Origin of the sequence: Chryseobacterium ginsenosidimutans, from assembly GCF_039536845.1 — a bacterium.
GTDB lineage: Bacteria > Bacteroidota > Bacteroidia > Flavobacteriales > Weeksellaceae > Chryseobacterium > Chryseobacterium ginsenosidimutans_B.
Genome location: NZ_BAAAZJ010000010.1, coordinates 22,078 through 34,700 on the forward strand (window position 1 = coordinate 22,078; position 12,623 = coordinate 34,700).

The window sequence follows — 12,623 nt, forward strand, 5'->3', positions numbered from 1 at the left end:
ATTTGTGACTTTTGCGATCAAAATAAAGTCTCAAATTAATTTTAAGGTATTTAAGAGAAATTCGAAGTTCTTTCCAACACAATCTCGACTCAACTCAACGATCTATTTTGCCTATTCACCGAAAATTCAATCAATTTTATAGATTTCCGACTGATCTTTACATCAGAAAAAGAGCAATAAAGCTTTAAAACTAAAAATCATATCATTATGAAAGCAAAAATCGGAATTACAGAAACAAACGCAGACGCAGTTGCTGCAGAATTAGCAAAATTATTAGCTGACGAATTTGTATTGTACACCAAAACCAGAAATGCACACTGGAACGTCACTGGCGACAATTTCCACGCCAACCATATTTTCTTCGAAGAACAATACAAACAATTAGACGAATTGATCGACAGTGTTGCAGAACGTATGCGAAAAATCGGACATTATGCACCTGCAACAATGAAAATTTATCTGGAATTAACGCATCTTACAGAATACAGCGAAAGAACGAATGACGGTCTTGGCTTTATGAAAGACTTACTTGCCGATCATGAAAGCATCATCGAATTTCTCCGAGGAAATATCACTCCTTTTGCGGAAAAATACAAAGATTATGGCACCAGCGATTTCATTACAGGCCTGATGGAAACCCACGAAGAAATGGCTTGGATGATCCGTTCATATTTCAGATAATAGACTTCAAAAATATGAAAAACAAAAAGGAATAATTATATTTGTGTCAACCATAAATAACTATCCCTATGAAAGCTTTAATCGTTGATGATAATGATATTGCAAGAACAACTTTGGTACATCTGGCAAAACAAGTTCCGAATCTTACGATTATCAACGAATATTCTAATGCAATAGAGGCTTATAATCATCTGCAGACCAATCAGGTAGACTTGATATTTTTGGATATCGAAATGCCGGAAATGACAGGAATTGAACTCACAAAAAACCTTTCGGGGAAAGATACCATCATCATTTTCACCTCTTCCAACAAAGAATATGCACTCGAAGCTTTCGAACTGAATATTGCAGATTACATCCTGAAACCGGTGATGCCTGCGAGATTTTTACAGGCAGTAAGCAAGGCTCAGGCAATTATCGACAGCAGAAAAGAAAATGTAGAGGTTACCAAAGATGAGTTCCTTTTTGTCCGGGATTCCAATATTACAAGGCGTTTGAAGCTGGATGATATTTTTTATGCTGAAGCAATGGGCGATTATGTGAAATTCTACACTCGGGAAAAAATGTTTGCTATCCACGGCAAGATGAAAACAGCGGAAGAACGTCTTCCAAAAGATAATTTCATCAGAGTTCATCGCTCCTACATCGTTTCTGTCGGCAAAATTGACACGGTGCAGGACGGCGGAATTATGATAAACGGAAAATTCATTCCCGTTGCAGATGCGTATCGAAAGGCGCTCAACAGCAGAATGAATGTTTTTTAAATCTCATCAAGCTTATTTATTATTCGGGCAGCTTAATCCGTCTTCCGTTCCCAATCTTTTTTGCCAAAGCTTTTCCCATTTTAAAAAAGGATTTCCACTCAAGCCGGGCTGCGCCACGCAAGTTTAGACATTAGAATTTAACACAATATTTGTCATTCCGTGGGAATCCAGACTTATTTTTTAGAAATTCAGTTTTAAGTCATTGCTTAGATTCCTACAGAATGACAAACTCTATAATAAAAAAGAACATATTCATTTATGATAAATACATCTTCTGTAATGGGCAACAAACGATTTAGTTATTTTATTATAATCGCCTTCATTGCGGGTTCTCTCCTATTGATAGCTATACAAATCAATTCAGCCAAAAACACCAAAGAACTTATTCAAAACAACAACAGACTTTTAAACGAGTTACGTTCAAGTAATCATTTAAGAGAAATCGACCGTGATATATTGGGTGTTGAAAGCAGAATCAGAGCATCAATCGCAACCAATGACACAACACATCTGGAAGGTATCGACCAAAAGATAAATCAGATAGAAAACTTTCTCGATTCGCTTTCAAAAGACAATGCTGATACCGAAGAAGAGCGATTGATACACCGTCTCAGTATTCTTGCTATGGAAAAGAAAACAACGAAAGAAAAATTACTGCATCGTTACCTTTCTTTAGGAAATATGGACGATCAGACTTCGATTGCCAATCCACGAGCGAGAAAAATTTCGAATGAAATCACAAGTATTACCGCTAAAATATATGAAAGCAGAAGATTACATATGGTTGGGCTCAGTAAACGAAGCGAGGAAATGGGACAGAAAGCAAGATTGTATGATATTTCTCTATTGATTTTATTAATCTTAAGCGGTGCAATTGTCGGTTATCACATCCTTCGCCAGTTCAGCAGACAACGATTATTGATAGAGGAATTGGATGTCGCAGAGAAAAAAGCTTCAGTTGCAGCACAAACCAAAGAAAATTTTCTTGCCAATATGAGCCACGAAATCAGAACACCTTTGAGTGGAATTCTGGGCTTTACCAATTTATTACAAAAAAGACCTTTGGATGCAACTTCCACAGAGTTTGTCTCTTCAATTCAGCGGTCGGGAGAAAATTTAATGGCGATTATTAATGATATTCTTGATTTATCTAAAATCGAAGCCGGAATGATGCGCATCACACCCGGAATATTCAGTATCAATGGTTTAGTGAATTCTGTAGAAACATTTTTTATAGAACGAGCTAAAGAAAAAGGATTGACGATTTCCAGCAAAGTTGAGACCTCAATTCCGGATACATTAACAGGTGATGCAACCAGACTGACACAAATTTTGGTCAACCTCATAGGAAATGCCATCAAATTTACACACCAAGGAAGCATTAATATCGAAATTTACAATAAACAGCAATCTGACAACGAAGTCATTATCGGCTTCAAAGTTTCAGATACAGGAATCGGAATTGATAAAGAAAAACTGAATGAAGTTTTTGAAAGATTTAATCAAGGTGAAGATTCTACGACACGAAATTATGGAGGGACAGGTTTAGGCTTATCGATTGTGAAAAGCTTGATTCTGCTGCAAAAAGGTGATATTGAAGTAACGAGCGAACAGGGAAAAGGAACGACTTTTCATTTTTACATTCCTTATGGGATTGCAAAAGAGCAGCTTAATGTGATTCCTGTTGTTGATACCCATTATTTCAAAGATAAATCGAATACACCTTTGCGCGTTTTGGTAGTAGATGACAATACGATCAATCAAAGTTTGATGAAGCATTTGCTGTTACAATGGAATATCGATTTTGAAACTGCATCTAATGGTTTGGAAGCTGTAGAATATCTTCGAAAAAATGATTGCGACCTTGTTTTAATGGATATTCAAATGCCACAAATGGACGGTTATGCCGCTACTCAACAAATTCGGGAAGAACTGAAATTAAATATTCCGATCATTGCCATGACAGCGCATGCTTTAGCTGGTGAAAGAGAAAAATGTCTGAGCCGCGGAATGAACGAATATATCTCAAAACCGATAAAAGAAGAAGAGCTTTTCAAACTGATTTCAAATTTCGGATTGAAGGAAGGAAACAATAATGGATTAAAAATTGAAGAAAAATTACCTGTTTATCAATATATCGACCTCACTTATATGCAGTCGGTAAGCGGTGGTGATAAGAGTTTTGAAAAAATTGTCAGTCAGCAGTTTATCGATAACGTTCCTCATCACCTGCAACAACTGATTACAGCTTATCGAAATAAAGATTTTACAACCGTAAAATTACGTGCACACGATCTCAAATCCAGTGTTGCAATAATGGGATTGCTTCCATTGCTACAGGAAAAACTGGATACGCTTGAAATGACAACGGAAGAAAATCCAACAGCAGAAACAATTTTAGAAGATGTAAAAAACATTATTTCACAAGCTGTTTCCGAAACAGAGGAATTTTCAAAATCACTTTAAAAATTTAGAAAAATGAACTTATTTTCTCCTATACAACTTCGCAGCCTTACATTAAAAAACAGGATAACAGTATCTCCAATGCAGCAGTACAGCGCAAAAAACGGAGTTCCCGGAAATTGGCATCTTGTACATTTAGGCAGCCGTGCCGTTGGTGGTGCAGGTTTAATCCTTACCGAATGTACAGCCGTTTCTCCCGAAGGATTGGCTACATTAAATGATGTCGGAATCTGGAACGAAGAACAAAAAAATGCGTGGAAAAACATTGTGGATTTCGTTCACGAACAGGACGCCAAAATAGGAATCCAGCTATGGCATTCCGGAGGAAAAGGAAGCCTGAAACATCCTAATGAACGGATGAAACCGCTCAGCGAGGAAGAAGGCGGATGGACGATAAAATCTTCTTCCGCAAGAGATTTTAACGGTGTTTTCGCAGAAGAATTAACCATTCCTGAAATTCACGAGTTGAAAGTTAAATTCGTTCAGGCGGCGTTCCGTGCTGTGGATGCAGGTTTTGATACAATTGAATTACACGCAGGACACGGATATTTATTTCACCAGTTTTATTCCGCAGTTATCAATAAAAGGCAGGACGAATATGGTGGAAGCTTTGAAAACAGAATCCGTTTTTTAGTAGAAACCGTTCAGGAGATCAGAAAAGCAATTCCGGAATCGATGCCTTTACTGGTAAGGATTTCAGCTGTTGATTACATCGAATCTGAAGAAGCCTGGACCTTGGAAGACAGCATTTCCCTTTCAAAAATACTAAAAGAAAATGGTGTAGATTTTATCACTGCTTCCGGTGGCGGATTTACCAATGTGAGCAAAGACAGGGTTTTCCCAGGTTATCAGGTTCCGTTTGCAAAAGCTATTAAAGAGCAGACAGGAATTCTGACAGGAGCTGTCGGAATGATTACAGAAGCCCAACAGGCGAATGATATTATTTTAAATGAAGAAGCAGATTTAATTATTATTGCAAGAGAGCATTTACGCGATCCCTATTTCGCCATTCATTCTGCTAAAGAATTAGATATTGAAATAGAAATTCCGTGGCAGTATAAAAGAGCTTTTTAAGTCTAAACAAAAAACATCAGTTATGGAAAATCAAGGCGCATCTGTCGTTATTACCCACCATATTTTGGACGGAAAACGACAGGAATACGAAAAATGGTTAGACGAAATCGTTCCCATCACGAAACATTCTGAAGGTTTTATCGATTTGCAGATTGTACGTCCGATTCCTGATTTAACCTTTGTTTATACCGTTATTATCCGATTTGACACCATCAGTCATCTTAAAAACTGGATGGAATCTGATGACAGAAAAAAATTAATTGAAAAAGCGAATCCTCTATTCCGAAAAAATGACAATTATCAGATAAAGTCCGGTTTGGATTTCCTTTTTACTACCGAAAATGAAGGGAATAAAGTTCCTGTACGCTGGAAACAGTTTCTCGTAACCTGGTCTGCTATTTACCCGTTATCATTGTTGATTCCTTTACTCGTACTGCCTTTTTTAAGATTTTTGAAAATTCCTGAAAACCATTATTCCGATGGCTTAATTAATTCAGGTTTCATTGTATTTCTGATGGTATTTGCAGTAATGCCGAATTATACAAAACTGATCAAAAAATGGCTGTATAAATAATTTGGATTTATATAAACCGACAAACCATAAATCACTGGAAAAATTTAGTGATTTTTTTCATTTATAATAACTTTATTTTTAAGATTTGTCATTCCGTAGGACTCTCAACTAAGTATTTGAAGATAACTTAGATTCCTACGGAATGACAAACTTTATGTACAAGATTTATTTTAGATATCATAAATTCATTATTACTTTCTTTAGTTTCATCAATAAGTTTTTCACCCACATTCAACGACATTTTCTGCCTGTTCATCGAACGGCAATTGATTTTAAAATGAGCTGGTTGTAGATTTACATCATCAAATAATACAAACAATTTAAACCAAACAATTATGGAAATTCTACAAACCCCAGAAAACGCATTATCTCACTCAACAGTAACTGCAATCATTAATGCACCCATCGAAAAAGTTAACATTGCAGATTGGTTATTAAACCTTCCGGATGCCGAATATCAACGTTGTTCAACTCAGCATATCGGAGCTGCTATTTCTTCAACCTATGATGGCGAACCGGTATCATTAAATGTTGAAACAATTGGAGATGCACTGATGGTACAACATTATGTTGCTGTTGTTCACCGTCCTGATTACTGTCGTATGTTATCAATCTCTGATTCTATTACTAAAGGCGGACGTACAAAAGTTCAGGTTTTATGGGAACTGAAAGCTACAAAAATCGATGACAACACAACACTTTACACCAACGAAATCCACGCAACTGCAACACCTGAAATGTTTGAATATCTGAAAGAACACGGAGTTAACCTTGCAGATGCTGCGGCTTCAAGACAATCTGCTTCCGATGCACATAATCATGAAGAAACACCAAACTTTGCTAAAAGTATCGAAAACAAAGCGTTGACAGGAAAATACAATCAACCTTTTTAAATCTAACAATATATAACCTACATTAAGTCATTGGAGTTTTCCAGTGATTTTTTTATGATAATAAAAGCTTTTTTTTGCTCGAAACAATCTGTTAAAACTAATCAACTTTGTATTTTGTTTCCCGCAACTTGTTTAAAACAAAGCAACTCTCGTTTAAACAAGTTTTTTAAGATCAATTATATGTTTAGCTTAAATAAAAGTAAAAAAACTCCACTATCTTAGATAACAAATCAACTCATCAACTATTTCTTTTTAATCCTCAACGATCCTTTTTGCCCATTCGCCGAATGATACTTCAAAAAAACCTGATTCCGAAGTAGTTTTACAATAGAAATAAAGACAAAATCTAATATCAAACCTAAAAAATAATACTATGAACACCGAATTAAACTTTAGATACGAATTAGAAAAAAAAGAACCCCGCACCAACGACGGTGGAACGACAAGAGGAGCTTCTGTAAAAGACTTTCCTGCTTCTGTTGGTATTGCAGGGGTTTCTATGAGATTGCAGCCGGGAAGCATGAGAGAATTACATTGGCATGCCAACGCAGCAGAATGGGCTTACGTTATTTCCGGAACAGTTCGTACGACGATTATTCATCCTGATGGTAAAAGTTATACAGATAATTTTGAGCCGGGTGATGTTTGGTATTTTCCAAAAGGCTATGGTCATTCTATTCAGGCTACAGGAACAGAAGAATCTCATTTTATTTTGATTTTTGATAATGGAAATTTTTCTGAAGATCATACATTCAGTGTTACAGATTTTATATCAAGCATGCCTCCTGAAATTGTTGCTCAGAATTTAGGTTTAACCCTTGAAGAAGTTGCAGCGTTGCCACAAAAAGAAGCCTATTTCGCTGCGGGTATCGTTCCCGATGAATTATCATTTTCAGCAGCAGCCCGTCCTGAAGAATCTGATATAGAACTGACCAGTTTTCACCGTTATCCTTTGCATTCTCAACAACCGAGAATTATTCCGGGAGGAGGTTTGCAGAGATTGGTTACGAGTAAAGAATTTCCTATCAGCAAAACAATGGCAGGTTCTGTTCTGGAGTTACAACCCGGCGCTTTGAGAGAAATGCACTGGCATCCGAATGCAGACGAATGGCAATATTTTATTTCCGGTCAGGCAGAAATGTCGGTTTTCTTAGCGGAAGGAACGGTGGTTACAGAACAATTCAATGCGGGAGATGTCGGTTATGTTCCAATGGGAGCAGGACATTACATTAAAAATACAGGAGATACGGTTTGTAAAGTTTTAATTGGATTTAATAATGGCGTTTACGAATCTATTGATTTGAGCGAATGGTTGGCTGGAAATCCGAAAGATGTTATTGTAACCAATTTCGGATTAAAAAAAGGCGAAATAGAAAAATTTCCTGCAAAGAAAATATTTATTCAACCTGAATATAGACTTTGATATCGGTTATCTTTTGACAAATACTTTCTCATTCAAATTATAAAATAATACTTAAAACAAAATAACTATGTCATTAAAACCAACAGTCAGTAATACTGACCATACACAAGGCAATTCAAATGCAGATTTAGTCATTGTAGAATATGGAGATTATCAATGTCCATATTGTAGAGCGGCTTATCCGGTTCTAAAAGAATTGATGAGCCAATTCGGAAGTCAGGTAAAATTCGTTTTCAGAAATTTCCCGTTATCCGAAATGCATCAATATGCAAGACCTGCGGCTCTCGCAGCAGAAGCGGCAAATCTTCAAGGAAAATTCTGGGAAATGCACGATGCAATCTATGAAAATCAGCAAGAACTAAATGAAAATTTCTTGATGAAACTGGCAGAAAAATTAAACTTAAATATTCCTCAATTCAAAACAGATATTGAAAATACCGAATTAGCTGATAAAATAGATGCCGATTTTAAAAGCGGAATCATCAGCGGCGTGAACGGAACACCTTCTTTTTTCGTGAATGGGAAAAAATTCAACGGAGGTGCAGAAGATCTTCTCCAACTTTTGAATGAAAATACAGTTTCTTAATGCATAAACGAGAAAAAAACGAAGGCTTTTATCGAAGTTTACGAACAAAGTTCTAAGCTGTCCAAATAAAATTATACAATATTTTTTTATCAAAGCGAACGATATTAAACTAGATTAACATCAATTCGATTTCAATGCAATACATTTGCTAAAGAATTAAGACAACAAAATAACATTAAATAAATTAATCACAAACATTAAAAAAATCAAGCTATGAGTACATTAAAATTAAAAGACGGAACAGAGATTTTCTACAAAGATCAGGGACAAGGACCAGTGTTGATGTTTCACCACGGGTGGCCTTTATCATCAGACGATTGGGATGCACAGGTCATTTTCTTCTTACAGAGAGGTTACAGGGTAATTGCCCACGACAGAAGAGGTCACGGTCGTTCCAGCCAGGACATTTACAATCACACCATTGAACAATATGCTTCTGATGCAGCTGAACTGGTAGAATTCCTTGACCTGAAAGACGTGGTTCATATCGGACATTCAACGGGTGGTGGTGAAGTAATCCGTTATGTTAACAAATATGCCAACGGAAGAGCTAAAAAAGCAGTTTTAATCAGTGCAGTTCCTCCAATTATGGTAAAAAGCGACAGCAATCCTGATGGAGTTCCAATGGAAGTTTTTGATGGCATCAGAGATCAGACATTAAACAACAGACAACAGTTTTACATCGACCTGACTTTCCCTTTCTACGGATACAACAGAGAAGGTGCAGATGTGAAAGAGGGAATCCAGAGAAACTGGTGGAGACAGGGAATGATGGGAGGTATTGTTGCTCACTATGACGGTATCAAAGCATTTTCTGAAACTGATTTCAGAGAAGATTTAAAAGCCGTTGCTATTCCTGTTTTGGTTCTTCACGGAGAAGATGACCAGATTGTTCCTTACCAAAACGCAGGATTAAAATCAATTAAATTATTGAAAAACGGAAAAATAATCACTTATCCGGGTTTCCCTCACGGAATGCCGACAACTCACGCAGATATTATTAATAAAGATCTTTTGGAGTTTATTGAATCTTAAGATACTAATAGGTAAGACTATTAAATTAAACGGCATTGGTAGAAATCTACGGATGCCGTTTTAGTTTAAAGAAAAGACAGGTTAAAAGCCCAACCTTTGAATTTTATTGATGTCGGTTACCTTTTTGATGATAACTGGTATTTTTATTATTGCTTAGATTATTTTTAGAGAAATTACCTGTACTTCCATTGTAATAATTACCTGAGGAATGATTTTCCGGCTCTGTTTCCGGAGTATTAAAATGGATATGCTTCCCGTTTTTATAAAGTTGATTATCAAACGTACGATAAATTTGATTTTCTTTATATTTATTTCCGTCCGGCGCAGTAAAAATTTTTAGTTTTTCACGCTTTTTTCTTCTTAAACCCGCAAGAATCAAAGTCCCGCCTGCGATTAAAGCTAATGCTACTTTTACTTTATTATTCATACTGTTTATTTATTTTAACATAAACAAATTACTTGCCACTAAAAAATAAATATAGGTTGTAAGTACCTTACCAGTACCACATTTTAACAATACAAAATTTTACTGATATTTCATTTTATTAATCACCGGATTGGCATACATTGCTAAAAAACTCTGTTTTAAAACAGAATCTGAGATATCGATGCGCATTTCCATTCTTCGTTCAAACAGCATTTTTTCGTCCTCTGTATAATGTTCAGAATATTGAGTGGTTCCATGCAATATATCATAAGCAATGAACTTGGTCGGCCAAAGCTTATAGTTTTGAATAATAGAGTCATCGATGATTTGTGAGATTGCCTGTAATTGTTTGTTTTTGTTTTCGGTTTTTGATGCAATCTCATCAAACTCGACATCCAAAACCTCACCTGCATGCAAATGAATACGTTTTTTTTGCCCCAATACTCCACTCAGCATTGTTTTAAAATCTTCATCCTGATCTTTAATATAGACTTCATTTTTGGATTTTGCCATTGCTTGCGGCATTTTAAGAGCGTCCGTTGGATCATATTCATATGAAATGGATAACGGAACTATTTTGAGCGTTTTAAAAAAATCCGTTAACGGCTGATCTCCTGCTGCCATTGCCAACATCTTCAAAACACCTTGCTGTGTTGCATCATTTCCATCTTTGGTACGGCCTTCACGTTGCGCAATCCATACAGAACGGTTTTCTTTCTGTAATAAATTATAGATATATTCAGACATGATCTTTGAACTACTCAGTTGATCACGAAGAGGTAATCCTCTTTGAACTAAAAAATTACGGTTCAATTTCGCCAATACATGCAGAAATGTTTTTTGAACAAGATTATCTCCGATTGCAGAAGAAGTCATGATAAATCCCCGATCAAGCAACACTAAATTAAGCAGTGAGGTATCCAAAACAATATCTCTGTGATTGGATATGAATAGATACGCCGTATTTTTATCCAACTTATCGAATCCTGATGTACTTAAGCCTTCTGAGCTCTGTTTCAAAATTTGACGAACGGTCTGCGAAATACAACGATGCTGAAAATCACTTATTGAATTGATATTCTTAAATTGATTAAGCCAAAATTCCTCATTGCGATCGGGAAAAGTAAACTGCATTAATGCCTTCATCATCGGATGTTTAGTTATACTTTGTAAAGCATCACTAACTTCATGATCGTAAAAAGGTCTGATCTCATCAAACTTCGACATATTCTTATTTAATATTAAACGATTTGCAAAAGAACAAAAAATTATTGACTACATCCGATAATGGATCTTATAATTGCACTTTTGTAATTTAATGATTAAAATTCAGCATATTTTTTTTCTTAAAATGTATATAATTCCGGATGATTTATTTAGCTTTTTAATAAGAAGGATTAAATTGATAAATGATTAAATGTTTTTTCTTCTTTCTGGTATTCAGTTTCTATACCTTTTAATAGAAAAACACTTTTAAGAACAGATTCTTTTTCTTCAATTGCCTGTAAGCAAGCGTAAGTAATGACAGAAACAATTTGGGCTCCGGTTAGATCATAATTTGTGGCAATTGTATGTAAAATATCAGGATTTTCTAAGGTAATATTTGCCGGAATCATTTTTTGCCATAATAGAAATCTGTCGTCTGCATCAGGTTTATTATAACTCACTAAACAATTGAATCGTCTCAGAAAAGCATCATCAATATTATTTTTAAAATTTGTGGTAAGAATAATCAATCCATTAAAATTTTCTACTCTTTGAAGCAAATAACTCACCTCCTGATTTGCATACCGGTCATTTGAAGATTTGGTCTGAGTACGTTTTCCAAACAAGGCATCTGCTTCATCAAAAATCAATATCCAGTTTTTGTTTTCTGCCTGGGTAAAGATTTTTTCAAGATTTTTTTCCGTTTCTCCAATGTATTTAGAAACTACCTGTGATAAATCAATACGATATACTTCACGCTGAAATTCTTTACCTAATAAAGTTGCCGTAAGAGTTTTCCCCGTTCCCGAAGGACCATAGAACAAGGCTCTGTATCCCGGAAGAAGATGTTTTCCCATTCCCCAGCTTTCCCGTAAAGTCTTATGATGCTTTACCCAAAGTCTCATTTGATAAATTTGATTCTGAATAGTTGTATTTACCACCAAATCATGCCATTCTAATTGGGTTGAAACCTCTTTAGCCGGAAAATCAGGACTGAATTTCGGCTTTAACTTTTCTCCGTATAATAATAAATGTACAGTTTCAGATTTTAAAATAAGTCTTCCGCTCATTAAAGGTTCTCCTTCTTTTACAGAATCTATAGTAATAACCTGTTCTTTGAAAAACCAGTGAGATGTTTCGAAAAACTGCTGAATTTTTAAACGCTTTTCGATATTTTCCTTTGCTAAGAGATATTGTGCAGTTTCTCCGGTTGGTAACATTCCTCTGTGATTTTCTAACCGAATACCTCCCAATTCCGGAAATTCTCCTCCTTCGGGATGAAGCTCTTTAATAATATCATCAAAAAAGTTTGGCAATACATGAGGAACTAATGCTAATAATAAAATTACAGCTTCTTCGTGCGTTGTTTCTTTTTTTAGAATTTCCGAAAAAGTATTTTTAAAATCATAGCTTTCTTCTTCTTCCACAAAAGGAGTAAATTTCTGAAGTATATATGATTTTAGATTCTGGAAAGGCATATTATTAAAATATTTATGA

At 35.5% G+C, this 12,623-nt stretch carries 13 protein-coding genes; 9 read left to right on the top strand and 4 right to left on the bottom strand.

The window, feature by feature from the left end; translation table 11 throughout:
• Positions 1-207: 207 nt before the first annotated feature.
• The 5 genes from ABD745_RS12255 (at position 208) to ABD745_RS12275 (ending at position 5,556) form a co-directional block, all read left to right on the top strand.
• Entirely contained in the window at positions 208-681 is a 474-nt protein-coding gene (locus ABD745_RS12255) for a Dps family protein (protein WP_344830121.1), read from the top strand.
• Positions 682-749: 68 nt separating this feature from the next.
• Positions 750-1,445, top strand: coding sequence for a LytR/AlgR family response regulator transcription factor (locus ABD745_RS12260; RefSeq protein ID WP_344830124.1), 696 nt, complete (start codon positions 750-752; stop codon positions 1,443-1,445).
• Positions 1,446-1,703: 258 nt separating this feature from the next.
• Positions 1,704-3,911 (top strand): hybrid sensor histidine kinase/response regulator, encoded by a 2,208-nt coding sequence (locus tag ABD745_RS12265; RefSeq protein ID WP_344830127.1) that lies wholly within the window; start codon positions 1,704-1,706, stop codon positions 3,909-3,911.
• 12 nt (positions 3,912-3,923) lie between these two features.
• Positions 3,924-4,982 (top strand): NADH:flavin oxidoreductase/NADH oxidase, encoded by a 1,059-nt coding sequence (locus ABD745_RS12270; protein ID WP_344830130.1) that lies wholly within the window; start codon positions 3,924-3,926, stop codon positions 4,980-4,982.
• Between the two features lie 22 nt (positions 4,983-5,004).
• Positions 5,005-5,556: an antibiotic biosynthesis monooxygenase gene (locus tag ABD745_RS12275; RefSeq protein WP_344830133.1), complete on the top strand. Its 552-nt coding sequence runs from the start codon at positions 5,005-5,007 to the stop codon at positions 5,554-5,556.
• A gap of 127 nt (positions 5,557-5,683) precedes the next feature.
• Here ABD745_RS12275 and ABD745_RS12280 read toward each other — a convergent pair whose 3' ends face one another.
• Positions 5,684-5,812, bottom strand: coding sequence for a hypothetical protein (locus tag ABD745_RS12280; protein WP_344830136.1), 129 nt, complete (start codon positions 5,810-5,812; stop codon positions 5,684-5,686).
• 79 nt (positions 5,813-5,891) lie between these two features.
• On the opposite strand from ABD745_RS12280, the gene ABD745_RS12285 reads away from it, so the two are divergent.
• The 4 genes from ABD745_RS12285 (at position 5,892) to ABD745_RS12300 (ending at position 9,493) form a co-directional block, all read left to right on the top strand.
• Complete coding sequence (locus tag ABD745_RS12285; protein ID WP_344830139.1) at positions 5,892-6,449, top strand: hypothetical protein; 558 nt, start codon at positions 5,892-5,894, stop codon at positions 6,447-6,449.
• A gap of 373 nt (positions 6,450-6,822) precedes the next feature.
• Complete coding sequence (locus ABD745_RS12290; protein WP_344830142.1) at positions 6,823-7,872, top strand: cupin domain-containing protein; 1,050 nt, start codon at positions 6,823-6,825, stop codon at positions 7,870-7,872.
• 67 nt (positions 7,873-7,939) lie between these two features.
• On the top strand, positions 7,940-8,458 hold the full coding sequence (locus ABD745_RS12295; RefSeq protein WP_344830145.1) for a DsbA family protein: 519 nt from the start codon (positions 7,940-7,942) through the stop codon (positions 8,456-8,458).
• Between the two features lie 213 nt (positions 8,459-8,671).
• Positions 8,672-9,493 (top strand): alpha/beta fold hydrolase, encoded by an 822-nt coding sequence (locus tag ABD745_RS12300; protein WP_344830148.1) that lies wholly within the window; start codon positions 8,672-8,674, stop codon positions 9,491-9,493.
• Between the two features lie 103 nt (positions 9,494-9,596).
• On the opposite strand, the gene ABD745_RS12305 is transcribed toward ABD745_RS12300, so the two are convergent.
• From ABD745_RS12305 to ABD745_RS12315, 3 genes are all read right to left on the bottom strand, one after another.
• Positions 9,597-9,920 (bottom strand): hypothetical protein, encoded by a 324-nt coding sequence (locus ABD745_RS12305; protein ID WP_344830151.1) that lies wholly within the window; start codon positions 9,918-9,920, stop codon positions 9,597-9,599.
• 99 nt (positions 9,921-10,019) lie between these two features.
• Positions 10,020-11,147 carry a lysophospholipid acyltransferase family protein gene (locus tag ABD745_RS12310; RefSeq protein WP_344830154.1) on the bottom strand — a complete coding sequence of 376 codons (1,128 nt, stop codon included), beginning with the start codon at positions 11,145-11,147 and terminating at the stop codon, positions 10,020-10,022.
• A 170-nt stretch (positions 11,148-11,317) separates the two neighbouring features.
• Positions 11,318-12,604 (bottom strand): ATP-binding protein, encoded by a 1,287-nt coding sequence (locus ABD745_RS12315; protein WP_344830156.1) that lies wholly within the window; start codon positions 12,602-12,604, stop codon positions 11,318-11,320.
• Between the last annotated feature and the right edge of the window lie 19 nt (positions 12,605-12,623).

Coding starts and splice junctions, on each gene's coding strand:
- ABD745_RS12255 (WP_344830121.1), top strand. CDS start 208: ATGAAAGCAAAAATCGGAATTACAGAAACAAACGCAGACGCAGTTGCT.
- ABD745_RS12260 (WP_344830124.1), top strand. CDS start 750: ATGAAAGCTTTAATCGTTGATGATAATGATATTGCAAGAACAACTTTG.
- ABD745_RS12265 (WP_344830127.1), top strand. CDS start 1,704: ATGATAAATACATCTTCTGTAATGGGCAACAAACGATTTAGTTATTTT.
- ABD745_RS12270 (WP_344830130.1), top strand. CDS start 3,924: ATGAACTTATTTTCTCCTATACAACTTCGCAGCCTTACATTAAAAAAC.
- ABD745_RS12275 (WP_344830133.1), top strand. CDS start 5,005: ATGGAAAATCAAGGCGCATCTGTCGTTATTACCCACCATATTTTGGAC.
- ABD745_RS12280 (WP_344830136.1), bottom strand. CDS start 5,812: ATGAACAGGCAGAAAATGTCGTTGAATGTGGGTGAAAAACTTATTGAT.
- ABD745_RS12285 (WP_344830139.1), top strand. CDS start 5,892: ATGGAAATTCTACAAACCCCAGAAAACGCATTATCTCACTCAACAGTA.
- ABD745_RS12290 (WP_344830142.1), top strand. CDS start 6,823: ATGAACACCGAATTAAACTTTAGATACGAATTAGAAAAAAAAGAACCC.
- ABD745_RS12295 (WP_344830145.1), top strand. CDS start 7,940: ATGTCATTAAAACCAACAGTCAGTAATACTGACCATACACAAGGCAAT.
- ABD745_RS12300 (WP_344830148.1), top strand. CDS start 8,672: ATGAGTACATTAAAATTAAAAGACGGAACAGAGATTTTCTACAAAGAT.
- ABD745_RS12305 (WP_344830151.1), bottom strand. CDS start 9,920: ATGAATAATAAAGTAAAAGTAGCATTAGCTTTAATCGCAGGCGGGACT.
- ABD745_RS12310 (WP_344830154.1), bottom strand. CDS start 11,147: ATGTCGAAGTTTGATGAGATCAGACCTTTTTACGATCATGAAGTTAGT.
- ABD745_RS12315 (WP_344830156.1), bottom strand. CDS start 12,604: ATGCCTTTCCAGAATCTAAAATCATATATACTTCAGAAATTTACTCCT.